Here is a 24,458-nt window from a genome sequence, read left to right on the forward strand (position 1 = left end):
GAGGTGGCCACACGTCAGGACAGGGGAGCGGTCAGCTCACTCTGCTGCGACCGGTGACGGGGCGTTCTCGCCACGGCCGGAGCCACCGCGGCGACGACGCCGGCGGGGACGCGAGTCGCTCGAGTCGGACGAGCCGCCCGCGGAGTCGGGTGCGGAGCCGTTCTGGCTCGGGGCGTCGCCACCTGCAGCGTCGCCACCCTCGCGGTCGGCGCCTTCGGCGCCGGCCACCGCAGCACCGCTGCCGCGGGTGCGGCGGCGGTTGCGGTTGCGACGGGGACGGCTCTCGCCGTCGGCCGAGTCGGCGCCTGCGCCGGTCGCGGCGTCGGAGCCGTCGCTGCTCGGAGCCGCATCGCGCGAGCCGGCGTCATCGCGACGCCCGGAGTCGCGGCCACCGGCGCGCGAGCCGCCGCGGCCACCGTCACGGGCGTCGTGCGAGCCGCGGCCGCCCGTCTTGCCGTGGCGCTTGCCGGTCTCGCCGAGGTCCTCGATCTCTTCGGCGTCGAGGCCGGCGAGGGTCTGCTGCGAACGCCGCAGCCGGCCCTTGGCACCGGTCGGGATGCCGAGGTCGCTGTAGAGGTGGTCGGAGCTCGAGTAGGTCTCCTGCGGGTCGGGGATACCGAGGTCGAGCGCCTTGTTGATGAGGGCCCACCGGTGCAGGTCGTCCCAGTCGACGAAGGTGACGGCGACACCGGTGTTGCCGGCTCGGGCGGTGCGGCCGATGCGGTGGAGGTAGGTCTTCTCGTCCTCGGGGCACTGGAAGTTGACGACGTGCGTGACGTTGTCGACGTCGATGCCGCGGGCAGCGACGTCGGTGGCCACGAGGATGTCGACCTTGCCGTTGCGGAAGGCGCGCAGGGCCTGCTCGCGGGCGCCCTGGCCGAGGTCGCCGTGGATGGCGGCGGCCGCGAAGCCGCGCTCGACGAGCTCGTCGGCCACCTTGGCGGCCGTGCGCTTGGTGCGGCTGAAGATGATCGTGAGGCCCCGGCCGTTGGCCTGCAGCATCCGCGAGAGCATCTCGACCTTGTCCATCGCATGCGCGCGGTAGACGAACTGCTCGACGGCCTTGACGGTGTGGGCGTTCTCGTTCTCGTCGCCCATCGCGCGGATGTGGGTCGGCTGGCTCATGTAGCGGCGGGCGAGGGCCACGATCGCGCCCGGCATCGTCGCCGAGAAGAGCATCGTCTGGCGCGAGGCCGGCGTGAGGGACATGAGGGTCTCGACGTCGGGCAGGAAGCCGAGGTCGAGCATCTCGTCGGCCTCGTCGAGCACGACCGTGCGGGCCTGCGACAGGTCGAGGTGCCCCTGCTTGGCGAGGTCGATGAGACGGCCGGGGGTGCCGACGACGACCTCGACACCTGCCTTGAGGGCCTCGATCTGGGGCTCGTAGGCGCGGCCACCGTAGACGGTGAGCACGCGCACGCCACGGCGACGCCCGGCGCGCTCGAGGTCGCCGGCGACCTGCACGGCGAGCTCGCGCGTCGGTGCCACGGCGAGAGCCTGCGGCTTGCCGGGACGGGCCAGGGCGGCATACCCCTCGTCGGCGGGCGTGACGACGCGGTTGAGGATCGGCACGCCGAAGCCGAGCGTCTTGCCGGTGCCGGTCTTGGCCTGGCCGATGATGTCGTGGCCGCCGAGCGCGACGGGCAGGGTCATCGCCTGGATGGGGAACGGCGTGACGATGCCGGCGTCGGCCAGCGAGGCGACGATGTCGGGGTGCACGTCGAAGTCGGTGAAGGTGAGCTCCGGAGCCGGTGCCTCGACAGGCTCGATCGGGCTCGGGGTGGGCTGGGTCATGGGCATCTCTCGATCGGCACGAGCACCCCGGCGGGCGGGAGCTCAGTGGCGCGTGACGGGCCGATCGGAGCGTGTCATGGACGGTTGGTGGCTCTCGCATCCGTGCGGGCTCCACCGGTGCGCGGCGAGTCGTTCGCTCCCCGCGAGCACCATCTGGGCAAACCTTCGGGCCGACCGGGCACCGAGCTGTCCCCGCCATCGTACCGGCACGTAGGCGCCAGGCCCGCCATCGTTCACTAGATTGGCTCCATGACCAGCGCCGATGCCTCCGCCGCGCCCCTCCCGCCCGACTCGGAGCCCGGCTACCTCGCCGCGGTCACCGACCTGCTCGGAGCGCTCGCCTACGGGGAGCTGTGTGCCTTCTCCCAGCTGGCCAAGGATGCCGAGCTCGCCCCGACCCTGCGGCACAAGTCGGCCATTGCGCAGCTCGCCGCTCACGAGCTGCGCAACTTCACCGTGCTGAGCGAGCGGCTGGCATCGCTCGGCGTCGAGCCGGAGACGGCGATGGAGCCCTTCGTGCCGGCCGTCGACGCCTTCCACGAGCGCACGGCGCCGTCCGACTGGCTCGAGGGGATGGTCAAGGCCTATGTCGGCGAGGGCATCGCGCAGGACTTCTACCGCGAGGTCTCGACCTACGTCGACGCGGACACCAGGGCGCTCGTCCTCCAGGTCCTCGAGGACGACAGCCAGGCCGACTTCGCGGTGACGGCGGTGCGCGAGGCGATCGCCGAGGACCATCGGCTCGCCGGGCGCCTCGCGCTCTGGGGGCGCCGCCTCGTCGGCGAGGCGATCACCCAGGCCCAGCGCGTCGGCGTCGAGCGGGACGCGCTCGCGAGCATCCTCGTCGGCGCACCGGGCCGGCCCGGGGCCGACCTCGCCGAGCTGGGGCGGATGTTCGCCCGGCTCACCGACGAGCACACCCGGCGGATGGAGCGGCTCGGCCTGTCGGCATGACCGAAGGGCCCGGCCGTCGCGGCCGAGCCCTTCGTCATGTGCAGCGGCGAATGCCGCGTGGCGCGGTCCGCGTCAGACGGACTTGTTCGTGATGCGGCCGTAGGCGACGATCCCGAGGGCGGCGAGGATCGCACCGACGATCCAGTACCACCAGGCGATGCCGCCGCTGGCGTTGTTGTAGCCGAAGATCGCACCGAGGATCAGCGTCGCGACGAGTGAGGCGACGATGCCGATGACGATCGTCATGAGGATCGAGATGTTCTGCTTGCCGGGGAGGATGAGACGGCCCAGGGCGCCGATGATGAGACCGGCGATGATCGCTCCGATAATGGTGCCAAGCATGTCGTTGCTCCTTCTGGCCGCCGGATGAAGGCGACCTCTTGTTCCGCGCCGGGAGCGCAGATGACAGGTGAACTGTCCCACCATTGGGGCGGGTGTGGTGGGTGTGACGCGCGGAAATTGCACGACAGGGACCCTCAGCGGGTGGGGTGGCTCTCGCCCCTCACCCGGCCGTAGCCCAGGATCAGAGCTGCCGCGACGATGACTCCGATGACTCCGGAGACCCAGTCGACGGAGGCGGCGGTGCGGTCACCGCTGATCGAGTAGTAGATCAGCGTCCCGACGAGCGACCCGGCGGCGCCGAGCACGATCGTCATGAGGATGCTGATGGACTGCCTGCCCGGTAGCACCAGACGGGCGATGGGGCCGACGACGGCACCGGCGACGACTGCGAACACGACGGTCCACAGCATGCTGGCTCCCTCCGGACGGCCCGATCGTTGTCGCGCTGACGGCGGACCGGCGCGAGCCGGTCCCTGACGAGAGGGTCGTACCCGGATCGGGGCCACTGTGCACGCGGTGGCCCCGGCCGATCGGATCAGGAGGCGCCGAAGCCGACTCCCGTGCGGCGCTCCGCGCCCGTGGTCACGTAGCCGATGGACGCCGACGGAACGATGATGCGGCCGCCCTTGTCGTCGACGAGCTCGAGGACGTCGGAGTCCAGGGCTGCCTTGACCGCAGCAAGGATCTCGTCGGTCGACTGCGTGGTCTCGAAGGCGATCTCGCGCGCCACGTTCTGCACGCCGATGCGGATCTCCACGTCATACCTGCTTTCTCACACGTCGTCGGGCGCGCGATCGGCGCCCTGTCGTCACCTTAACCAGCGGTGGTGCCGACGGATTCCTTGGGCTTGTCGGCGCCCGACCGCACGGACGGGAAGGCGCCGAACCCACGGCGGATCAGGGCAGCGGTGACGCGCACGGCGGTGTCCTCGGAGAGGGTGGCCTCGTGGGTGAGCCAGTGGCGCGCAGCGGTCTGGGCCATGCCGACGAAGGCGACCCCGACGAGCACTGCCTCCTCCTGCTCCATCGAGGTCTCGCTCGTGATGATCTCGGCCATCGCCTCGGCGCACGTGAGGTCGATCTGGTCGAGGCGCTTGCGCACCTCGGGCTCGTTGGCGAGGTCGGACTCGAAGATGAGGCGGAAGGCCGCGCCCTCCTGCCCGACGAAGTCGAAGTAGGCCCGGGTCATCGTGTTGATGCGTGCCTTGTTGTCCTCGAGGGCGAGCGCGTCTCGCACGAGCTGCTCGAGCTCGCCGGTGTGCTGGTCGATGAGCGCGAGGTAGAGCTCGAGCTTGCCCGGGAAGTGCTGGTAGAGCACCGGCTTCGAGACGCCTGCTCGCGCGGCGATGTCGTCCATGGCCGCCGCGTGGTAGCCGTTCTCGACGAAGACGCCGAGAGCTGCGTCGAGCAGCTGGGCGCGTCGCTCCGATCGGGGGAGCCGCTGGCCGCGAACGGCGGCGGTGGTGTCGTCAGGCATCCGGTTCCTCGAGAGCGATCGTGCTGCGTCGCCCCTTCGCGGGACGACGATGTCATTGTCACCATACCGAGCAGTACGGTGATCGCATGTCGACGGATCCGCTGGTCAAGACGGGTCGCCCGCTCAGCCGGCCAGAGCTGACGCGCTACGCGCGACACGTGCTCCTGCCCGACGTGGGCCGGGACGGTCAGGAGCGTCTCGCGGCTGCGCGGGTGCTCGTCGTCGGCGCCGGGGGCCTCGGCTCGCCGGCGCTGCTCTATCTCGCGGCTGCCGGTGTCGGCACCATCGGCGTCGTCGACGCCGACGTCGTCGACCTCACCAACCTGCACAGGCAGGTGATCCACTCGGACGCCGACATCGGAAGGCCGAAGACCGAGTCCGCCGAGGCGGCCGTGCACCGGGTCAACCCGCACGTGACCGTCGAGCGCCACGACGTGGCTCTCGACTCGAGCAACGCCCTCGAGGTCATCGCGGGCTACGACCTCGTCGTCGACGGCACCGACAACTTCCCGACGCGCTATCTCGTCAACGACGCGTGCGTCATGCTCGGCAAACCGCACGTCTGGGGGTCGATCCTGCGCTTCGACGGCCAGGTCTCGGTGTGGTGGGCCGGCCACGGGCCCTGCTACCGGTGTGTCTTCCCCGAGCCGCCACCGCCCGGATCGGTGCCGAGCTGCGCGGAGGGCGGCGTCCTCGGCGTGCTCTGTGCGTCCATCGGGTCCGTGCAGTCGACCGAGGCGATCAAGCTGCTCCTCGGCATCGGCGAGCCGCTCACCGGTCGTCTGCTCATCCACGACGCACTACGCCAGAGCTGGGACACCCTGACCGTCCGAGCCGACCCCGACTGCCCCGTGTGTGGCACCCACCCGACCGTCACCGAGCTCATCGACTACGTCGAGTTCTGCGGGGTGCCCGGTGCGGCCACGCCCGAGGAGGGCGACCTTCCGACCGTGACGGTGCACGAGATGGCCGACGAGCTCGCCTCGGGCGCCCCGCCACTGCTCGTCGACGTGCGCGGCACCGAGGAGCGCGCCATCGCGAGCATCCCCGGCGCGGTCGCGATCCATCTCGACAGCTTCAGATCCGGTGAGGCGTTCGACGAGCTGCCTTCTGACCGAAGGGTGCTCATCCACTGCAAGGTCGGCGCACGCTCTGCCGAGGCGACGAGACTCGCACTGCGCGCGGGGTTCACCGACGTCGCGAACGTCGAGGGCGGCATACTCGCCTACCTGCGCGAGATCGACCCGACGCAGCCGGAGTACTGAGCCAGCCTGTCCGCCCCGCGGGGATCTTCCCCTCCCGCGCCGCCCACCCGAGGAGGGTGCCTCCATGTCCGTCGAGGACCACGCCGCGAGGGTGCTCGACCTCGTGGCCCGCATCCCGTCCGGGCGCGTGCTCGCCTACGGCGACATCGCCCAGCGCCTCGGTGGGATGGGGCCGCGCACCGTGGGCACGGTGATGAGCCGCTACGGCTCCGACGTGCCGTGGTGGCGGGTCATCCGCTCGGACGGTCGCCCGCCCCAGGGGCTCGAGGCGGAGGCCCTCGAGCACTGGCGCGCCGAGGGCACGCCGATGGTGGGCGGGCTCGTCGAGGGCGGTCGGGCCGACATGGCCCGGGCTCGCTGGGACGACGCACCGGCGGCCGCTCCGGCCGGTGCGCGGGGAACCGTGCACCACATCGAGATCTGGGTCGAGGACATCGAGGCGGCGGGGCGCGAGTGGGGCTGGCTGCTCGAACGCCTGGGCTACCGCCTCGGCGACGACTGGGGCCACGGTCGGGCCTGGGAGCTCGGGTCGCTCTACGTCGTCGTGGAGTCGGGCCCCGACGTCGCTGGCGGACGCCACGAACGCAAGCGTCCCGGGGTCAATCACCTTGCCTTCCATGGGGGTTCGCGCGCCGACGTCGACGCCGTCGTGGCAGAGTGCGCGCGCGGTGGCTGGACGCTGATGTTCGCCGACACGCATCCGTATGCCGGTGGGCCGGCGCACTACGCCGCCTACCTCGAGAGCGGTGAGGGCTTCGAGGTCGAGCTCGTGGCCGAGTGAGGACGAGTGAGGCCGAGGCCCCACGCCGACCTCGGCGTCGCGCCACGTGGGCCGCGCGCTTGGCGCTAGGGTGACGCAAGCCTCCTCCAGCGTGCCTCGACAAGGATGACGACAGCCATGACCCGTCGGATCACCGTGTGGACCCCCGTCGCGGACGACACCGTGGCGTCCGCGACCGCCCTGGTGCACCACCTCGACGCGCAGACCTTGCCGGTGCAGGAGTGGGAGGTCGTGCTCGCCGCCTCGCCCGGACCCCACGTCGCCGACCTCGAGCGGGTGGCAGCCCACCGGCCGAACGTGCGGGTCCTCGTACAGGATGCCGGAGAAGTGCCCGCCGACGAGGGCGAGGCCGACCACGCGCGTGCCGAGGGTGAGTGGGTGCTCGTGCTCGCGCCCGACGACCGCGTGGAGCCGGCGGCGCTGAGCCGACTCGTCCAGCTCGGGGCGGAGGCGGGCGACCACGACGTCCTCTCCGTCCGGGCTGCGACCACCCTCTGGGGCGTCGCCGACGGGACCGTGGTGCTCACGCGCCGGGAGGGGTCGCGCGCCCGCGAGGGCGGGCAGCGCGCCGCCGAGAGGGTTGCCCCCATGGGCCTTCGCCGTCGGGTCGCCCCGTCGCCGTCGGACCCGGCGCACGTGCTCTCGGAGATCACGGCCGATGTCCGGTGGGTCGACGGTGTGCTCGAGTTCCTCGGACGGGCTCCCCTGCATGCCGCGGGTGCGGCCGGTGCCGACATCGTGCTCGTGGGCCGGCGCACCGGGGTCGTGCACGCCCACCCCGTCGACACATTCACCGTCTCGGGTGACGACGAGGACACCGAGCCGAGTCTGCTGTGGACGGCCAGTGTGCCCGTCGAGGCCCACGACGTCGACGACGAGCTCGAGGTCTGGCTGGAGGTGGAGCCCTCCGACACGGACGACGAGGAGGGCGCGTCGGCGAGGGGAGCCCTGCGGCCGCCCCTCGTGGGTCGGGTCGAGGCCGCTCCGGACCGCGAGCTGGACGCGCCCGCCGTCGTCCGGGGCCGTCTGGTCTCGGTGCGCTCGGACGGTGAGGGCATCGTCGTCGACCTCGGTGCGACTGGACGCTCCCTCCTCGGTCGTCTCGACCCGCGCCACGCGACGGTCGTCGAGGACGCGACGGGGTCGCTGCTCACCGTCGAGGTGCCGCAGCTGGAGCATCGCAGCACCGGCGTCGTCGAGGGGTCGCTCCTGATCGGGGGTGTGCCCCTGCCCGCTCGACTCGTCATCGACGAGTTCCCTCGGGTCGAGTGCCGGCTGACGGGGTCGCCCGGCCGAGCTGCCCTCGAGTGGAGCTTCGGGCCGGGTCCGGCCGCGCCCACGGGTTGCGAGGTGATCACCTCGCCCACGGGCGAGTTCGTCGTGGCGACGCCTCGGCCCGAGGCGCCAGCAGCGACCGTGAGAGCGCCCAGGGCGCCGGCGCGGCCGCAGGCCACCGGGCCGGTTGCCGCCTTGCGGCGTCGGCTCCCGAAGGGTGTCGATCCCGTCGTCGCGAAGCTCTCCACGATGCACTCGCTCCGTGGTGCCTACCGGCGGGCCACTGGACTGCGCTGAGCCGCCGCGGACGGCGAGGGGCGGTCAGCTGTCGAGGGTCGCGAGGATCTCGTCTCCGAAGCGGTCGAGCTCGAAGGTGAAGCCGGAGTGGAAGGCCTCGTCGGTCCAGCCGCCCTTGGGGTGCTGGATGTCGCTCGGCGACCAGAAGTAGTGCAGGTCGAGACCGATGACGGAGCCGATGAGGTACTCGTTGTTGGCCGTGTTGGCGTTGCCGGACAGCAGCACGCACCGCGCGCCGGGCGCGAACATGAGGCTGAACATGCCGCTGCCACCGAAGCCGGCGATGCGCCGCGCCTGGCGGAAGATGCTGATCTGGTCACCGAAGGAGTGGTCCTCGGGGTAGACGACCGTGTAGCCCTCGCGGACGAACCACTCCTCGACCTCCGGCAGGTTGTGGCAGGTGCGCCACCCGCCCGGTCGCCGGGAGACGAAGATGCGCTCCGGGGTCTCGAGGTGCGGAGTGTGCAACCGGCGTCCGATCTCCGCGTAGAGCGCCCCGAGCGCGAGGTCGGCGTAGTGGGGCATCGAGAAGCCCGGCGTCACGGCATACAGCACCTCGGGGCGCACGGCCGCGTTGAAGGGGATGTAGGCCACCTCGTCCCGAGGGATGCCGAGGGCGTCGAGGAGCTGTAGCTGGTAGCCGGGCGCCTCGGTCTGGCCCTCGCGGAGGCTGATGAGCGGCCGCACTCCGGGGTCGAGACGGCGAGCCTCGGTCCACCCGTGGTAGCGCGAGATCACCTCGGTCATGACGTGGCCGTAGTGCCCGGGGTACTCCGTGTCGAGGTACATGTAGCTGCCGGGGAGGTCTGTCGGCGTGGGGTCCCACCGCGAGATCAACCGGTCCAGAGCGGCATTGCCACAGACCATCGTGTGGTGGAGGAGCCGGTGCCCGAGGTGGTGACGGAACGTCTCGGGCAGGTAGAAGTCGCCCATGATGATGCGCTGTCGCGGGAGCACGACCGGCGCGGTGTAGCGGCGCAGCGTCTGCTCGGGCACCTTGACGACGCCGGGGCCGTGGACGGGGCCCTTGCCGTGGACCGTGACCGAGGCCCGGCTCGGGTAGGAGTAGGCCGGCCGCGTCTCGACGACCGCGCCCCAGCTGTCACCGAGACGACGAGTGAGGATCTCGGCAGCACGCGCGTCACGCAGCTTGAAGAGGTGGCGGTTGCGCTTGCAGACGTAGGCGGCATCGCCGGAGAGCACGATGGCAGAGGCGGATTCGCGCAGCTCGGCGTCGGCGACGTTGAGCTTGGGGGCGGTGGCGGCGGCGTCTGCGCCGGGGTTCGCAGGTGCCCCGTCGAGCCGGGCGAGCAATTCGAGCACCGTCTCTCCGGGGACGTCGTGCAGCGCCGGGTCCTCGACGTCGGCGAGGCGGTCGACGACGTACCACCCGCCCGGCTCGAGGAGCAGGAACATCTCGCGGAAGCAGGCGAGCTTCTGCCCCTTGTGGCCGTTGCCCGACTCGACGATGACCTGCGGGCGCGGCAGTCCCGCGACATGGTGCACGCGGTCCCAGACGCTGGTGCACGCCTGCAGCCGCACGTTGGGGGGCAGCTCGGCCGTGGTCGCGGGATCGTCGGCCGACACGGGCAGCACGTGGACCGTCACGTCGGGCAGCCGACGGGCCAGCTCGGTGGCGATCTCGGCGGTGTCGTGGCCGAGGACGAGCACGATGTCGTGCACGTCGAGCGGGGCGGCCCCAGCCGGGGCGCCGGCCGCGCCACCCGACTCGACGAGGTCGAGCACGGTGCGCACGAGCGGGTTCATCGGAGCGTCCCCACGAAGGCGGGACCCGCGCAGGCGACCACGGCGTCGCGCACGCCGCGGCGCCAGGTCGGGTCGTCGCTGTCTCGGTCGGCGAGGGCAGCGAGCAGCCCCGACTCGAGGAGGCGGCGGGCGGGCACGGCATCGATGCGGTCGAGCACGTCGGCAGGCACGAGCTGAGGATCCGGCCGGCGGTACTCCGCGAGGATGGCGTCGTAGGCGTCGGTGAGGACGGTGCTCGTCGGGTCCAAGCCGGCGATGAGGAGCATCCCGTCCGGCGCGGTGTCGACGGGCAGCACGAGCAGCTCCGGCCGGTAGCGCCGCAGCACCTCGGTGAGCCGGAAGGCGTCGCCCGCCCGGTCGGCCGTGTGCTGTGTGCGGGCGGCGTCGTCGACGCTTCGCGGCAGGACGTGGCTGACGACGATGACCGATCGGGGGCCGGCACACCGCTCGAGGTTGATGACGTCACGCAAGGCGAACTCGAACAGGTGGGCCGAGTCGACGACACCGAGGTCCACCGGCAGGCCGCGGGTGCGGTCGGCGACCTGCTGCGTGGCGAAGAAGTCGTCGCTCGTCGTGCGGACGAGACAGACGTCCCCGTCGAGCTCACGGGTGAGCGCGAAGTGGGGGTCGATGCCGATTGCCCGGCCGCGCGCCAGGGCGAGGCTGCTGCCGTCGCCGACACCGATCTCGAGGTAGGTCGTCGGTGAGAGCCGCTCGTGCAGCGCCCTGAGGAACTCGAGGAACCACACTGCGCTGAGTCCTCCGTCGTGCCGGGTCGCCGGGCCGGTCCCGGACGTGCGCGCCAGCATAGTGTCGCCGCCACCGCGCCGGCACGGTTCGCGTCCGGCGCGCGGTGCGCGCGGGAGGCCGACGCCGTCTCACATTGAGACTTGATTCGCTCCAGATTACGGGCCAGACTCGGGGGCGTGGTCGAGTCGGACATCGAAGTGGCGCTGCGCCGCTCGGGGCTGCGCGTGACGCGCCCCCGCGTGGCCGTGCTGACGGTGCTCGGCGACCACCCGCACACCGACACCGACACGATCATCCGCCGTGTCCGTGAGGTCGCCGGAGACGTGTCGCACCAGGCGGTCTACGACGTCCTGCGAGCCCTGACCGATGCCGGTCTCGTGCGCCGCATCCAGCCCACCGGCTCCGTCGCCCGCTACGAGGTGCGCGTCGGAGACAACCACCACCACGTCGTATGCCGTTCGTGCGGTGTCATCGCCGACGTGGACTGCGCGGTCGGCGAGGCCCCGTGCCTCGACGCGTCCGACGGCCACGGATTCCTGATCGACCAGGCCGAGGTGACGTACTGGGGGCTCTGTCCCCCGTGTGCCACTGACGCCGCTTCCTGAAATGCCCACCCCGAAAGAGAAGGATCGTCCCCGTGTCTGAGCAGCAGCACACCGCCAAGCCTGACGCCGAAGTCGGCGAGATGAACGAGCCGGAGGCCGCCAAGTGCCCTGTCGCGCACGACCGGGCGACCCGACCGGGGGGCACGAGCAACGACGAGTGGTGGCCGAACCGGCTCAACCTCAAGGTGCTCGCCAAGAACCCCGCGGTCGCGAACCCGCTCGGTGACGACTTCGACTACGCCGCGGCCTTCAACAGCCTCGACCTCGCCGCGGTGAAGTCGGACATCGCGGCCGTGCTGACCGACTCGCAGGACTGGTGGCCGGCCGACTTCGGCCACTACGGCCCCTTCATGATCCGCATGGCGTGGCACAGCGCCGGCACCTACCGCGTGCAGGACGGCCGCGGCGGCGCGGGCGCCGGGCAGCAGCGCTTCGCCCCGCTCAACTCGTGGCCCGACAACGGCAACCTCGACAAGGCCCGCCGCCTGCTGTGGCCGGTCAAGAAGAAGTACGGCCAGAAGCTCTCGTGGGCTGACCTCATGGTCCTCACCGGCAACGTGGCCCTCGAGACGATGGGCTTCAAGACCTTCGGCTTTGGCGGTGGCCGCGAGGACGTCTGGGAGCCGGACGACGACGTGTACTGGGGCTCCGAGGCCGAGTGGCTCGGCGACGAGCGCTACACGGGCGACCGCGACCTCGAGAACCCGCTCGCCGCGGTCCAGATGGGCCTCATCTACGTCAACCCCGAGGGGCCCAACGGCAACCCCGACCCGATCGCCGCGGCCCGCGACATCCGTGAGACCTTCGCCCGCATGGCGATGAACGACGAGGAGACCGTCGCCCTCATCGCCGGTGGCCACACGTTCGGCAAGACGCACGGCGCAGCCGACCCGCTCGTCAACGTCGGCCCCGAGCCCGAGGCGGCCCCGCTCGAGGCGCAGGGCCTGGGCTGGATCAACACGTACGGCACCGGCAAGGGCAAGGACGCCATCACCTCCGGCATCGAGGTCACGTGGACACCCACGCCGACCCAGTGGGACAACGGCTTCTTCGACATGCTCTTCGGCTACGAGTGGGAGCTCTCCGCGAGCCCGGCCGGCGCGAACCAGTGGGTCGCCAAGGACGCCGAGGCCATCATCCCGGCGCCCGACGAGGGTGGCCCGAAGCGCCTCCCGACGATGCTGACGACCGACCTGTCGCTGCGCTTCGACCCGGCCTACGAGCAGATCTCGCGCCGGTTCCACGAGAACCCCGAGGAGTTCGCCGACGCCTTCGCCCGCGCGTGGTTCAAGCTGACCCACCGCGACATGGGCCCGGTCGAGCGCTACCTCGGCCCCGAGGTGCCGCAGGAGGAGCTGCTCTGGCAGGACCCTCTGCCCGCCGCCTCCGGCGAGCCGGTCACTGCCGACGACGTCACCGCCCTCAAGCAGGCCATCGCCGACTCCGGTCTCACGACGAGCCAGCTCGTCAAGGCGGCGTGGGCCTCGGCCGCGACCTTCCGCAGCAGCGACAAGCGCGGCGGCGCCAACGGGGCCCGGGTGCGCCTCGCCCCGCAGAACGGCTGGGACGTCAACGACCCGGCCGAGCTCGCATCCGTCCTCCGGGTCCTCGAGGGCATCCAGTCCGACGTCAACGGCCGAGGTGGGCGCACCGTGTCGCTCGCCGACCTCATCGTCCTCGGCGGCAACGTCGCGGTCGAGCGGGCCGCTGCGGCAGGCGGGATCACCGTCGAGGTGCCCTTCCGCCCGGGCCGTGTCGACGCGTCGCAGGAGCAGACCGATGTCGAGTCGTTCGGCTACCTCGAGCCGAAGCACGACGGCTTCCGCAACTACCTCGGCAAGCCGGGTCGGGTGCCCGCGGAGTACCTCCTCGTCGACCGCGCGAACCTGCTCGGCCTGTCGGCTCCGCAGATGACGGTCCTCGTAGGCGGGCTGCGCGTGCTCGGCGCCAACACCGGCGGTTCCAGCACCGGCGTCCTCACCGACCGCCCGGGCACGCTGACGAACGACTTCTTCGTCAACCTGCTCGAGCTCGGCACGACGTGGACCCCGACGAGCGAGGCCGCCGACGAGTTCACGGCCACCAACGCGGCGGGCGAGCAGACGTGGACCGGCAGCCGCGTCGACCTGCTCTTCGGCTCCAACTCCGAGCTGCGCGCCCTCGCCGAGGTCTACGCGAGCGATGACGCTGGCGAGAAGTTCGTCCGCGACTTCGTCGCCGCCTGGACGCAGGTCATGGAGGCCGACCGCTTCGACGTCAAGTGACCACCTGACGCAGGTCGTGGGGCCCGGGACGGCGCATGCCGTCCCGGGCCCTTCGCGTGCCCGCCACGCTGCTGGGGTGTCACCTCCCCGCTCCCGAGCGTGCGAGCGGGCACGCGAGGGGTGCGGCCCACCGCGTGCCCGGGCGTGCGGCATACCGCATCGGTGCGCGTGGCCACGCCACGGGTGCGCGCGGCATACCGCGTCGGCGGGCGCGCGGGTGTCGGAGTGGCGTGATGGAATCCTCCGGTGGTCATCCTTCGTCGTGCTCCGGCCGCCGCCCCGGCGACGGTGCGGCTCGACGAGCGGCAGCAGGCCGCGCTCGACTCCGGCGCCCGCGTGCTTCGGGTGCTCGGCGGCCCGGGCAGCGGCAAGTCCACCCTCGCCGTCGAGCTCGCCGTCGATGCTGTGCAGCGTCACGGCCTGCGGGCCGACGCGTGCCTCGTGCTCACCTCGAGCCGCAGTGCCGCGGCCGAGCTGCGTCAGCAGGTCACCGCGCGCCTCGGGGGCACCTCGACGGAGTCGCTGGCGCGCACGTGGCAGGCGTTCGGCTTCGGGGTGCTGCGCGCCGAGGCGGCGCTGCGCGGTGAGCCCCCGCCGCGGCTGCTCAACGGGCCCGAGCAGGATGTCATCCTCCGCGACCTGCTCGCCGGGCACGCCTCGGGTGAGGTGCCCGGGCCGCAGTGGCCCGAGGGTCTCGGTGAGGCGCTGCGCACGCGGGGCTTCCGCAACGAGCTGCGCGACCTTCTCATGCGCACCGTCGAGCACGGCCTCGGGCCCGACGACCTCGCCCGCCTCGGCGCGGAGCACGACCGTCCGGAGTGGGTGGCGGCGGCGCAGGTGCTGCGCGAGTACGACCAGGTCACCTCGTTCAGCCGGCACGGCTCCTACGACCCCGCATGGGTGCTCACGGCCGCTGCCGAGCTGCTCGCCGACGACCCCGGCGCCCTCGACCGGTTGCACGAGCGCATCGGTCTCGTGGTGGTCGACGAGGCCCAGGAGCTGACGTCGGCAGCCGCTCGCCTGCTGCGCGTCGTCGCCCGCAGCGGCCCCCGCGTCGTCCTGCTCGGTGACCCCGACGTCGCTGTCCAGACCTTCCGTGGCGCCGACCCGCGGTTCCTCGCGAGCGGGTGGAGCGAGCTCGGCGAGGTCGTCCGCAGCCCGTACGCCTCGGGCGACGAACCGACCCTGCTCGACTTCATCGAGCCCGACGTCCCGGTCGGTCGGTCGGCTCACCGGGGGAGCGAGACCATCGTGCTCGACCGCAGCCACCGGCTCGGACCGGAGCTCGTCGCGGTCGCCGACCGGGTCTCGAGACGCATCGGCGCGCTCGGCGGCGGTGAGCAGCGACGCCTGGCGCCGGTCGTGGCGCAGACCGGGCGCAGCTCCGTCGAGGTCGCCCTCCTGCGCTCCGCGGCGCAGGAGACCGCCCACGTCGCGGCCCTGCTGAGGCGAGCCCACCTCGTCGAGGGCGTGCCGTGGACCGACATGGCGGTCGTCGTGCGCGGGTCGGCGCGCGCCGACACCATGCGCCGCCTCCTCGGGCAGGCCGGTGTCCCTGTGCAGGCCGGCAGCGCGGAGACGCCCGTACGCGACGAGAGCGCGGTGCGGCCGCTGCTCCACCTCCTCGAGGAGAGCATCGGGGTGGCGCGCGCGGAGCGAAGGGGCGAGGAGCACGTCATCGACGCCGCTCGTGCGGCCGATCTCGTCCTCTCGCCCATCGGTGGATCCGACACGGTGGGCCTGCGTCGGTTGCGGCGGATGCTGCGCCAGGACGAGCTCGCTTCGGGCGGAGGGCGATCGAGCGACGAGCTGCTCGCCGAGCTGCTCCTCAACGCCCCTCGCGCGGCCCTGCTCGGGCCGGCTGCACGCCCGGCCGCACGGGTGGCGTCGGCGCTCGCGGCGGGAGCGGCTGCGGCTCGGCTCGGCGACGACGGGCGCTGGGCCGCGGGGGTCGACGCGGAGTCGGTGCTGTGGGCGATCTGGCAGGGTGCCGGGGTCGCGGAGGGGTGGCGACGGACCGCCCTGGCTGGTGGCGGGGCGGGAGAGCGGGCCGACCGCGACCTCGACGCCGTGCTCGCACTCTTCGACGCCGCCGGTGCGTTCGTCGACCGTCTGCCGACAGCCGGGCCCGACACGTTCCTCGAGCACATCCAGGGCCAGGACGTGCCTGGCGACACCCTGCTCGTCGGCGGGCAGTCGGGTGGCCGGGTCTCGCTCGTCACGCCGCAGACCGCAGCCGGTCGTCAGTGGCGCATCGTCGTCGTCGCCGGCGTGCAGGAAGGGGTCTGGCCCGACCTGCGCCTGCGCGGGTCGGTGCTCGGCTCCGAGGACCTCGTCGACGTCGTCGCCGGGCGGCCGCTCGGCTTCCGTGCCGCCCAGGCAGCGGTCCGCTACGACGAGACGCGCCTCTTCCTCGTCGCTGTCACGCGGGCGACGGAGCGGCTCCTCGTCACCGCCGTCGGCAACGAGGACGAGCAGCCGTCGGTCTACCTCGACCTCGTCGACCCGCCGGCCCAGACCCGTCTGGCCGACGAGGTGCGTCCCCACAGCGACGTCGCGCGCACCATGACTCTGCCCGGTCTGGTCGGCGAGCTGCGCCGCGAGGTCACCAGCCCCGACCCCGGGGTGGCCGAGCCCGCCCTCGCCCTTCTCGCAGCCGCGGCGCGCGAGGGCGTGCGCGGAGCCGACCCGGCGACCTGGTGGGCCCTGCGCGACGTGACGACCGACCACCCCGTGCGTTCTGCCGACGAGCCCGTGCCGGTGTCTCCGTCCAAGGTGACCTACTTCAACGAGTGCGGCCTGCGCTGGTTCCTCACGGCGGTCGGCGGCGAGGGGGTGCAGCTCGGCGCGGCCTCGGTCGGCACGTTCGTGCACGACATCGTCGCCGAGCAGCCCGATGCCACGCGCGAGCAGCTCGACGCCGAGGTCGAGGCGCGATGGGGCCGCCTCGGCCTGGCGCCCGGCTGGGTCACCGACCGCACCCGTCTCGAGGCCCACGACATGGTGGCCCGCTTCGTCAACTACCGCGACGCCGCCGAGCGCGAGCGCGAGCGCGTCGGGGTCGAGGTCGACTTCCGGGTGCGCGTCGGGCGGGCCGTGGTCGGCGGGCGCGTCGACCGCATCGAGCGCGACCGTGACGGGGGACTGCGCATCGTCGACCTCAAGACGGGCACGAGCAAGCCGACGAGGGCCGATCTCGCCGAGCACGGGCAGCTCGGCGCCTACCAGGTGGCCGTCGAGGAGGGCGGCTTCCCGGAGCTCGGGGAGCACAGCGCGGGCGCGGCGCTCGTCTTCATCGGCAAGGGTGGGCTCTCGGGGCTCCAGCCCGCCGTCATGACCCAGGAGCCGGTCAGCGCCGCCGCCGACCCGACGTGGGCCCGGGTGCTCGTCGAGGCCACCGCCGAGGGCATGGGGGCTGCGACCTTCACGGCGTCGCAGGGCACCTGTCGCACGTGCCCGGTGCGATCGTCCTGCCCGGTCCAGCCCGAGGGCGACGCGCTGTGACCGAGACCCTCGACCACGCGCCCACCGCGGTGCGCCACTCCGCCCGCGACATCGCGGGCGCCCTCGAGCTGCCGCCCCCGACGCCGGAGCAGGCCGCCGTCATCGAGGCGGGGCCGGGCCCGCTCCTCGTCGTCGCCGGCGCTGGCTCGGGCAAGACCGAGACGATGGCGGCCCGGGTCGTGTGGCTCGTCGCCAACGAGCTGGTGACGCCCGACCAGGTGCTCGGCCTCACCTTCACCCGCAAGGCGGCCGCGGAGCTGTCCGCCCGCATCGGCAAGCGTCTGCGTGGCCTCGAGCGTGCCGGCCTCTGGACGCCCCCGGCCGACGACGGCACCGGCGCCGAGGTCCTCGGTGGCACGCCGACGGTCTCCACCTATCACTCGTATGCCGGCCGCCTCGTGCGGGAGCACGCCCTCCGGGTCGGCATCGAGCCGGAGTTCCGCGTCCTCACCGAGGCCGGTGCGTGGCAGCTGGCTGCCGAGGCGGTGTCGCGGTGGGACGGCCCGATGGACGGCATGTCCCGGTCCGAGGGCAACATCATCGACGCGGTCATGTCGCTCGCGGGCGAGATGGCCGAGCACGTGCGCACCCCGGCCGAGGTGATGGCGCACCTCGACGACGTGCTCGCCCGCCTCGACGCGCTGCCCGACGGTGACGGCCGCGGGAGCCTGACGCCGGCCAAGGAGGTGCTCGGGGTGCTCCGCGAGCGCCGCCTCGTCCTGCCGATCGTCGAGGCCTTCCTCGACCTCAAACGGGCGCGCGAGTCGCTCGACTTCGCCGACCAGATCGCCCTCGCGGCGCGTCTTGCCGCGACGATCCCGCAGGTCGGGGCGATCGAACGCGACCGGTTCACCGCCGTTCTCCTCGACGAGTTCCAGGACACGTCCGAGGCGCAGCTGACCCTGTTGCGCAGCCTCTTCCACGACCCGGCGGTCGCCCTGACGGCCGTCGGCGACCCCAACCAGTCGATCTACGGCTGGCGGGGGGCGAGTGCCACGACGCTGCTACGCTTCCCGACCGAGTTCGCGGGTCGAGGGGGTCCTGCCGACGTGCTGCCGCTCTCGACGAGCTGGCGCAACGACGAGCTCATCCTCGCGGCGGCGAACGTGACGGCCCGGCCTCTGGCGACGGCCCACGTGCAGCCACTGGTGGCGCGGCCCGGTGCCGGGCCCGGCACCGTCACCATCGACCGGCTCGAGTCCGCGGAGGCCGAGGCGGCGCACGTCGCCGCCTGGGTCGCCGCGCGGTGGCGCTCGCCGAGCGGCCGCCGCACCGGTCGGTCGGCGGCGGTGCTCTGTCGACGCCGGTCGTCCTTCCCGCTCGTCATCGAGGCCCTGCGCGCCGCAGACCTGCCGGTCGAGGTCGTCGGGCTCGGCGGCCTGCTCGTGACACCCGAGGTCAGCGACCTCGTCGCGGCGCTGTGGGTCGTGCAGGACCCCACCCGGGGCGACCAGCTCATGCGCCTGCTCACCGGGCCCGTCGTGCGCCTCGGCGCCGCCGACCTCGCCGGCCTCTGGGCCTGGGCGCGCGACCTGCACGGCCGGCCGCCACGCGCTGCTGGCTCCCCGGAGGCGACGGGCGCGACAGGCGCGGCGGGCGTGCCGGAGGCGACGGACGCGACGGCAGAGCGCGAGACGGCCTCCATCGCAGGGGTTCTCCCGACGGTGGAGGGCGCCGACCTCGCGTCCGGTGGGGCGGAGGATGCCGACAGCGAGCGGTCCGACGACGACCGTCGGGGGAGTGACCTCGCGGCCGACAGCGCCGACACGGCGACGCTCGTCGAGGCGCTCGACGAGCTGCCGCGACCCGGCTGGGTGGCCCGCGACGGTGCTCGCCTCAGCGGCGAGGGGCTGCGCCGTCTCCACGCGCTCGCCGAGGTCGTGCGCCGGCTTCGTCGGCTCACCGCGCTGCCGCTCGTCGACCTCGTCGCCGAGGCGGAGGTGGCGCTCGGGCTCGACATCGAGGTGCTGGCGCGCCACGAGCACACCGCCTCGACGGCCCGGGTGCACCTCGACGCGTTCGCCGACGTCGCGGCCCGCTACGCGACGAGCGCCGACCGACCCACCCTCAGCGGCTTCCTCGCCTGGCTCGAGGCGGCGCGGGAGCAGGAGCGAGGGCTCGACGCCGGCCACACCGAGTCCGACGCCGACGCTGTGCAGGTCCTCACGGTCCACGCCTCGAAGGGGCTCGAGTGGGACGTCGTCGCGATCCCCGCGCTCGTGGAGGGCGCCTTCCCCGACCACGCCTCGACGTCCGTGGCACCCGTCGAGGGGTCCGAGCAGGTCGAGTACGCCTGCTCGGGCACCCCCAGGGACAAGGGCTGGCTCGTCGGGCTCGACTCGCTGCCCTACGACCTGCGCGGCGACCGCGACGGTCTGCCGCACCTCGACTGGCGCAGTGTTCCCGACCGCAAGCACCTCGGAGCGGCCATCGACGAGTTCGGGCTCGAGGGCGGGCGCCATGCCGTGGCCGAGGAGCGCCGGTTGGCGTATGTCGCGGTCACCCGCGCGCGCAACGACGTGCTCCTCACCACGCATGTGTGGGGTGCCACGAAGAAGACGCTGTCGGTGCCGAGCCGCTTCCTCCTCGAGATCCGCGAGGCACTGGGCGCCGCCGCGACCCAGCAGGTGTGGCACCCGGCACCGGACCCCGTGCAGGACGCCAAGGGCCGCGCCGTCGCGCCGACCAACCCGCACCTCGTCGACCCGGTGGCGGCTGCGTGGCCGCACGACCCGATGGCCCACCGCCGTGCGGCTCTCAGCGGCGTCGCCGACCGGCTCGCCGAGGCGGTTCGCTCGGGAGACCTGCCCCCGCAGGGTGATCCCCGCCTCGATGACCTCCGGCTCCTGCTCGCCGAGCAGGCGGCGCGCCAGTCGCGCGGTGAGCCCGTCGTCGACGTGCCACGCCACCTGTCGGCGTCGGCCGTCGTGTCGCTCGCGCGAGACGCAGAGGCCTTTGCGATGAACCTGCGCCGCCCGATGCCGAGCGCCCCTGCCGTCGCCGCGCGGCAGGGCACGGCCTTCCATGCCTGGGTCGAGGAGCACTACTCGCGAGCGGCCATGGTCGACCTGCTCGACCTGCCCGGAAGCGCCGACGAGGGCGCCTCCGACGACACCAGCCTCGAGGTCATGAAGGAGCACTTCCTCGCAAGCGAGTGGGCCGGTCGGATCCCCGAGGAGATTGAGCTCTCCATCGAGACGGTCATCGACGCCATCGCGGTGCGCGGCCGGGTCGACGCCGTCTTTGCCCGCGACGACGGCGGGTGGACGGTCGTCGACTGGAAGACCGGTGCCCGCCCCACGGGCCACGACGCGAGGGTGCGGGCCCTGCAGCTGGGCGCCTACGCCGTCGCGTTCGCCCGGCTCCGGGGCGTCGACCCCGCGCTCGTCGACGCCGCGTTCTACTACGCCGCCGAGGGTGTCACCGTCCGTCCCGACCTGCCCGGCGAGACCGAGCTGGTCGACCTGCTGCGCACTCTGCCGCAGTAGCGCCAAGACCTCTTCGCGAGTGGCCTCGTCGACATGCGCTCGAGTGGTGGTGCAGGTGAGGTCGCGCGGCCCTCGAGTGGCCGGGGGGGGGGCGTCGTCAGCGGGCTGAGTCGGGTGCGGCTTCGGTGGCGGGCGGGTCTGCGACCCGAGGCCCGTGCGCGTGGGGCTGGTGCTCGACGGGCACGAACTCCGATGCCCCCTCGTGGAGGTCGAGCAGCCCGTCGTCCTCACCGGGCAACGCCTCCACCTCGTCGATCTCGAAGGTCGCCGTGCTGTCGCCCGACGCGACGAAGGGAACCGCAGAGCTGTCGGCGGGCGGCGTCTCACCGACGCTATCGAATGCGGCCCCGGAGGGCACGGCGGGATCGTCGACGGCGTCGCCGCGCAAGGCCTTCCGCCCAGTGGCGTCGCTCTCGTCGCCCAGCAGTCCGGCCATGGCGACCGCCTGGGTCTCGGCGAGCATCGGGAAGGGGTGGTGCGGCGCGGTGGCGTCCCACTCGGGCGCGGGCGGCGCCTCGGGGTCGTCCGGGTCGAGGGCGCTGGCGAGCGCAGCCTGCTCACCGGCGCGCCGCGAGCGCTCGCTGCGCGCGGCGTCCTCGCGCGCGTGCCGCTCGTCGTCCTGCTCGAGGCGGTCGGCGAGCGTGCGCAGACGACCGGCGGTGCGTTCCACGAGGACGAGATCGCCGCTCGAGAGCGCGCGCAGGAGGGTTCGCAGGGGCGTCATCTCCGCGGCCAGCCGCGCTCGCGCAACGAGGGCGCCGTCGGGTCGCTCGACGCGCGACCTGGCGTAGCTCTCGAGCACCGAGTCGAGCGTGTCGGGCCCGGCGCGGGCCACGAGGTCGGCGAAGTCGTCGGCCGGGTCACCGACGCGCGACTCCTCCCATGCGAGCACCCCGCGCACGTGGCCGCTGCCGGCGTCCTGCTCGTCGTCGAAGGAGGCGAGCACGTTGTCGCCGGTGAACGCGCCGTGCACCGGGCTCGGGGCGAAGCGCCACAGCGACACGTCCTCGAGCATGCGTTCCCAGCGGGTCAGCAGGTCGGTGGGCACATGGCCGGTGGCCGCCGCGCGGTCGAGCTCGGAGAGCTGACGGCGTCGATGCGCCTCCGCGTCGTACGTGGGCCGCCCCGCCTCCTCGAAGAGCAGCAGCTCGACGTTGTGGATGTGGGCCAGCGTGCGACCCACCGCCTCGGCGAGCGGCCCCGGAGGCAGGGCCGAGAAGTCGAGCGGCCGCCCCGGCACCCGCAGGTAGACGGCGGCGCGACCCTCCGCCACGGGCGCGTGACCGCGCACCATCGGCATCGCCACGTCAAGCCGTCGCCCGAGCAGTCCCGAGAGCGCAGCGATGTCGTCGAGCATGGCCCCGGCAGCCGCGGTGCGCGGTGCCTTGACGACCCATCGCCGGTCCTGGCTGTCCTGCACGTAGGCGACCTCGAAGAGGTCGCCGGGCGTGACCCGAACCCCCTCGACCGAGACCGGGTCGAGCCCCGGCACGGCGGAGCTCGCCAGGGCGGCGAGGACGAGCGGGCTGCGACTCACACGACCACGGTATGCCGCGGGGCGGGCCGAGCGTGGGAGGCGAGCCCCCGTCGGGGCGGGGTGCCCGGCACCTAAGGTGGGGAGAGTGCCCCTGACTCCTCCACGGACCACGAGCCCCGACCCGCAGGACGACCGGCTGCGCGACCTCGCGCTGGCACGCGGCGGCCTCGACCGCGTGGCGCACGAACGGACCCGCCCCTCGGTCGTCGAAGACCTGCTCGCCGACCCCTCGACCCGGGTGGTCGAGCTGCGCGGTGAGCGACTGCGCGTCGGGTCCGGGGCCGACGGGGACGACCTCGCCCTTCACCTCCGCGCGCCGGTCGAGGCCGACCGCGCCGGGCTGGGGCTGCACCTGGGCCGCGGACCGGACGGCACGGCATACCTCGGCGTCGTGTCGTCGACGCCAGCGCCCGAACCCGTGCCGAAGGCCGGCGCCGACGAGCCTGGCGACGCCGAGACGTGGCTGACCCTACGACAGGCGGGCGAGGCACTCGGCGCGCGCGACGCCGGGCTCTTCACGACGGCGCTCGCGCTCGCCAACTGGCACGCGACCCACCGGCACTGCCCGCGCTGCGGCGCCGAGACCGAGCCGACCCAGGCCGGCTGGGTGCGGCGGTGCGTGCGTGACGGCAGCGAGCACTACCCCCGCACCGACCCCGCCGTCATCATGTCGGTCATCGACCCCCACGACCGGCTGCTGCTCGGGCGCGGCGCGCACTGGCCGGAAGGACGCTTCTCGGTGCTCGCGGGCTTCGTCGAGCCGGGCGAGTCCTTCGAGGCGGCGGTCGCTCGCGAGGTCGCGGAGGAGGTCGGCATCCACATCGACGACGCCCGCTTCCTCGGCAACCAGCCGTGGCCCTTCCCCTCCTCGCTCATGGTCGGCTACGCCGCGACCACCTCGGAGTCCGAGCTGCGCCCCGACCCGGCCGAGATCGCCGAGGCTCGCTGGGTGACGCGCGAGGAGTACCGAGAACTGTTGTCCAGCAACGAGATCCGCACACCGAGCGGCATCTCGATCGCCAAGCGCATCATCGAGCACTGGCTCGGCGCGACCGTCGAGTCGGTCGCCGGCCCGTCGGTGGTCGACCGCTGAGGCGTCGACGCGGACACCGGAGGATCAGGCGCTGAGGCGGGCCTGCACCTCGGCGACGGAGGGGTTCGTCGCGGCCGACCCGTCGGGGAAGACGACGGTCGGCACCGTCCGGTTGCCGTCGTTGACGCCTTCGACGAAGTCGACGTGCTCCGGACTGGCCTCGATGTCGATCTCGGTGAAGAGGATGCCCTCACGGTCGAGCTGCGACTTGAGACGGCGGCAGTAGCCGCACCACGACGTCGTGAACATCGTGACCGAGCCCGCGTCGGGGGTGAGGTCGGGGCTCTGGGTTGCGCCAGGCGTCGCGTCGGGCATGCGATTTCCTCGGATCTGTGGACGACGTGGACAGGTCCCGTCGCGTGGTCGGCTCTCGATGCAAGGATGAGCCCATGGCCCGCCACGGTGCAAAGCGACCCAGCAAGACGGACGTCGCCGCAAAGCGACCCAAGAAGATGGACCTCGAGGTCTACAACGCCGAGGTGCGACGGCTCCAGGCCGACCTCGTCTCCTTCCAGGAATGGGTGCGGGCGACCGGTCAGCGGGTCGTCGTCGTCTTCGAGGGGCGTGACGCGGCCGGCAAGGGCTCGGCGATCAAGCGGATCACCGAGTACCTCAGCCCCCGCGTCGCCCGCATCGCGGCGCTCCCGGCGCCGACCGACCGCGAGAAGACCGAGTGGTACTTCCAGCGCTACATCGCCCACCTGCCGGCGGCCGGCGAGATGGTGCTCTTCGACCGGTCCTGGTACAACCGCGCCGGCGTCGAGCGGGTCATGGGCTTCTGCACCGACGAGCAGTACTCCCTCTTCCTCGAGCAGGCGCCGGTCTTCGAGAGGATGCTCGTCGACGACGGCATCATCCTGCGCAAGTACTGGTTCAGCGTCTCCGACGTCGAGCAGGAGCGTCGCTTCCGTTCGCGCGCCAAGGACCCCATGCGCCAGTGGAAGCTCTCGCCGATGGACCTCGAGTCGATCACCCGGTGGGAGGACTACTCCGAGGCGAAGGACATCATGATGGACGCGACGAGCACCGAATGGGCGCCGTGGCACGTCGTCGAGTCCGAGGACAAGCGGCGCTCGCGGGTCAACGTCATGAACCACCTGCTGACCTCCATCCCGCACGAGCCGATGGAGGCCCAGGTGCCGCCCATCCCCGAGCGCCCGGCTCCGCGGGGCTACGAGCGCCCCCCGCAGGACGACCAGAACTACGTGCACGACCACGCGGCCGACGTCATGCGACTCGCCAAGGGTGATCCGTCCTGAGCGCAGT

19 protein-coding genes are annotated in these 24,458 nt (G+C 72.8%); 10 read left to right on the forward strand and 9 right to left on the reverse strand.

Annotated elements, in window-relative coordinates; genetic code table 11:
- Positions 1-36: 36 nt before the first annotated feature.
- The gene (locus FBY41_RS11370; protein WP_141844379.1) at positions 37-1,794 is read right to left on the reverse strand and encodes a DEAD/DEAH box helicase; all 1,758 of its coding nucleotides are present in this window, start codon (positions 1,792-1,794) and stop codon (positions 37-39) included.
- Positions 1,795-2,043: 249 nt separating this feature from the next.
- Between FBY41_RS11370 and FBY41_RS11375 the strand changes: the two genes are divergently transcribed.
- Positions 2,044-2,748, forward strand: coding sequence for a ferritin-like fold-containing protein (locus FBY41_RS11375; protein WP_141844380.1), 705 nt, complete (start codon positions 2,044-2,046; stop codon positions 2,746-2,748).
- Between the two features lie 72 nt (positions 2,749-2,820).
- Here FBY41_RS11375 and FBY41_RS11380 read toward each other — a convergent pair whose 3' ends face one another.
- From FBY41_RS11380 to FBY41_RS11395, 4 genes are all read right to left on the reverse strand, one after another.
- The gene (locus tag FBY41_RS11380; protein WP_141844381.1) at positions 2,821-3,090 is read right to left on the reverse strand and encodes a GlsB/YeaQ/YmgE family stress response membrane protein; all 270 of its coding nucleotides are present in this window, start codon (positions 3,088-3,090) and stop codon (positions 2,821-2,823) included.
- Between the two features lie 134 nt (positions 3,091-3,224).
- The gene (locus FBY41_RS11385) at positions 3,225-3,500 is read right to left on the reverse strand and encodes a GlsB/YeaQ/YmgE family stress response membrane protein (RefSeq protein WP_141844382.1); all 276 of its coding nucleotides are present in this window, start codon (positions 3,498-3,500) and stop codon (positions 3,225-3,227) included.
- A gap of 125 nt (positions 3,501-3,625) precedes the next feature.
- Positions 3,626-3,847 carry a DUF3107 domain-containing protein gene (locus tag FBY41_RS11390; RefSeq protein ID WP_141844383.1) on the reverse strand — a complete coding sequence of 74 codons (222 nt, stop codon included), beginning with the start codon at positions 3,845-3,847 and terminating at the stop codon, positions 3,626-3,628.
- Between the two features lie 56 nt (positions 3,848-3,903).
- Positions 3,904-4,566 carry a TetR/AcrR family transcriptional regulator gene (locus FBY41_RS11395; RefSeq protein ID WP_141844384.1) on the reverse strand — a complete coding sequence of 221 codons (663 nt, stop codon included), beginning with the start codon at positions 4,564-4,566 and terminating at the stop codon, positions 3,904-3,906.
- A gap of 86 nt (positions 4,567-4,652) precedes the next feature.
- Here FBY41_RS11395 and moeB point away from each other — a divergent pair, with 86 nt between their 5' ends.
- From moeB to FBY41_RS11410, 3 genes are all read left to right on the forward strand, one after another.
- The gene (gene moeB / locus FBY41_RS11400) at positions 4,653-5,831 is read left to right on the forward strand and encodes a molybdopterin-synthase adenylyltransferase MoeB (RefSeq protein WP_141844385.1); all 1,179 of its coding nucleotides are present in this window, start codon (positions 4,653-4,655) and stop codon (positions 5,829-5,831) included.
- A 64-nt stretch (positions 5,832-5,895) separates the two neighbouring features.
- Positions 5,896-6,612 carry an MGMT family protein gene (locus FBY41_RS11405; protein WP_141844386.1) on the forward strand — a complete coding sequence of 239 codons (717 nt, stop codon included), beginning with the start codon at positions 5,896-5,898 and terminating at the stop codon, positions 6,610-6,612.
- A 117-nt stretch (positions 6,613-6,729) separates the two neighbouring features.
- A complete protein-coding gene (locus FBY41_RS11410; RefSeq protein ID WP_141844387.1) occupies positions 6,730-8,184 on the forward strand; it encodes a hypothetical protein in 1,455 nt (484 codons plus the stop codon).
- A 24-nt stretch (positions 8,185-8,208) separates the two neighbouring features.
- Here FBY41_RS11410 and FBY41_RS11415 read toward each other — a convergent pair whose 3' ends face one another.
- Positions 8,209-9,951, reverse strand: a complete 1,743-nt coding sequence (locus FBY41_RS11415) for a glycosyltransferase family 61 protein (protein ID WP_141844388.1) — start codon at positions 9,949-9,951, stop codon at positions 8,209-8,211.
- Positions 9,948-10,700 carry a class I SAM-dependent methyltransferase gene (locus FBY41_RS11420; protein ID WP_141844389.1) on the reverse strand — a complete coding sequence of 251 codons (753 nt, stop codon included), beginning with the start codon at positions 10,698-10,700 and terminating at the stop codon, positions 9,948-9,950. Before FBY41_RS11420 ends, FBY41_RS11415 begins: the two co-directional genes overlap by 4 nt.
- A 177-nt stretch (positions 10,701-10,877) precedes the next feature.
- On the opposite strand from FBY41_RS11420, the gene FBY41_RS11425 reads away from it, so the two are divergent.
- The 4 genes from FBY41_RS11425 (at position 10,878) to FBY41_RS11440 (ending at position 20,562) form a co-directional block, all read left to right on the forward strand.
- On the forward strand, positions 10,878-11,306 hold the full coding sequence (locus tag FBY41_RS11425; RefSeq protein WP_141844390.1) for a Fur family transcriptional regulator: 429 nt from the start codon (positions 10,878-10,880) through the stop codon (positions 11,304-11,306).
- A gap of 80 nt (positions 11,307-11,386) precedes the next feature.
- Positions 11,387-13,570 (forward strand): catalase/peroxidase HPI, encoded by a 2,184-nt coding sequence (gene katG / locus FBY41_RS11430; protein WP_221629295.1) that lies wholly within the window; start codon positions 11,387-11,389, stop codon positions 13,568-13,570.
- 246 nt (positions 13,571-13,816) lie between these two features.
- Positions 13,817-17,074: an ATP-dependent helicase gene (locus tag FBY41_RS11435; protein WP_141844392.1), complete on the forward strand. Its 3,258-nt coding sequence runs from the start codon at positions 13,817-13,819 to the stop codon at positions 17,072-17,074.
- Positions 17,071-20,562: an ATP-dependent helicase gene (locus FBY41_RS11440; RefSeq protein ID WP_141844393.1), complete on the forward strand. Its 3,492-nt coding sequence runs from the start codon at positions 17,071-17,073 to the stop codon at positions 20,560-20,562. The genes FBY41_RS11435 and FBY41_RS11440 overlap by 4 nt, the downstream gene beginning before the upstream one ends.
- A 97-nt stretch (positions 20,563-20,659) precedes the next feature.
- Here the strand turns inward: FBY41_RS11440 and FBY41_RS11445 are convergent, their stop codons facing one another.
- Positions 20,660-22,099, reverse strand: a complete 1,440-nt coding sequence (locus tag FBY41_RS11445; RefSeq protein ID WP_141844394.1) for a phosphotransferase — start codon at positions 22,097-22,099, stop codon at positions 20,660-20,662.
- 85 nt (positions 22,100-22,184) lie between these two features.
- Between FBY41_RS11445 and nudC the strand changes: the two genes are divergently transcribed.
- Positions 22,185-23,192 carry an NAD(+) diphosphatase gene (gene nudC / locus FBY41_RS11450; RefSeq protein WP_260439704.1) on the forward strand — a complete coding sequence of 336 codons (1,008 nt, stop codon included), beginning with the start codon at positions 22,185-22,187 and terminating at the stop codon, positions 23,190-23,192.
- Between the two features lie 24 nt (positions 23,193-23,216).
- Here the strand turns inward: nudC and FBY41_RS11455 are convergent, their stop codons facing one another.
- The gene (locus FBY41_RS11455) at positions 23,217-23,507 is read right to left on the reverse strand and encodes a mycoredoxin (RefSeq protein WP_141844395.1); all 291 of its coding nucleotides are present in this window, start codon (positions 23,505-23,507) and stop codon (positions 23,217-23,219) included.
- Positions 23,508-23,644: 137 nt separating this feature from the next.
- On the opposite strand from FBY41_RS11455, the gene ppk2 reads away from it, so the two are divergent.
- On the forward strand, positions 23,645-24,451 hold the full coding sequence (ppk2, locus tag FBY41_RS11460) for a polyphosphate kinase 2 (RefSeq protein WP_141845089.1): 807 nt from the start codon (positions 23,645-23,647) through the stop codon (positions 24,449-24,451).
- The last annotated feature ends 7 nt before the right edge of the window (positions 24,452-24,458 follow it).

The organism is Humibacillus xanthopallidus (assembly GCF_006716675.1).
GTDB classification, from domain to species: Bacteria; Actinomycetota; Actinomycetes; order Actinomycetales; family Dermatophilaceae; genus Humibacillus; species Humibacillus xanthopallidus_B.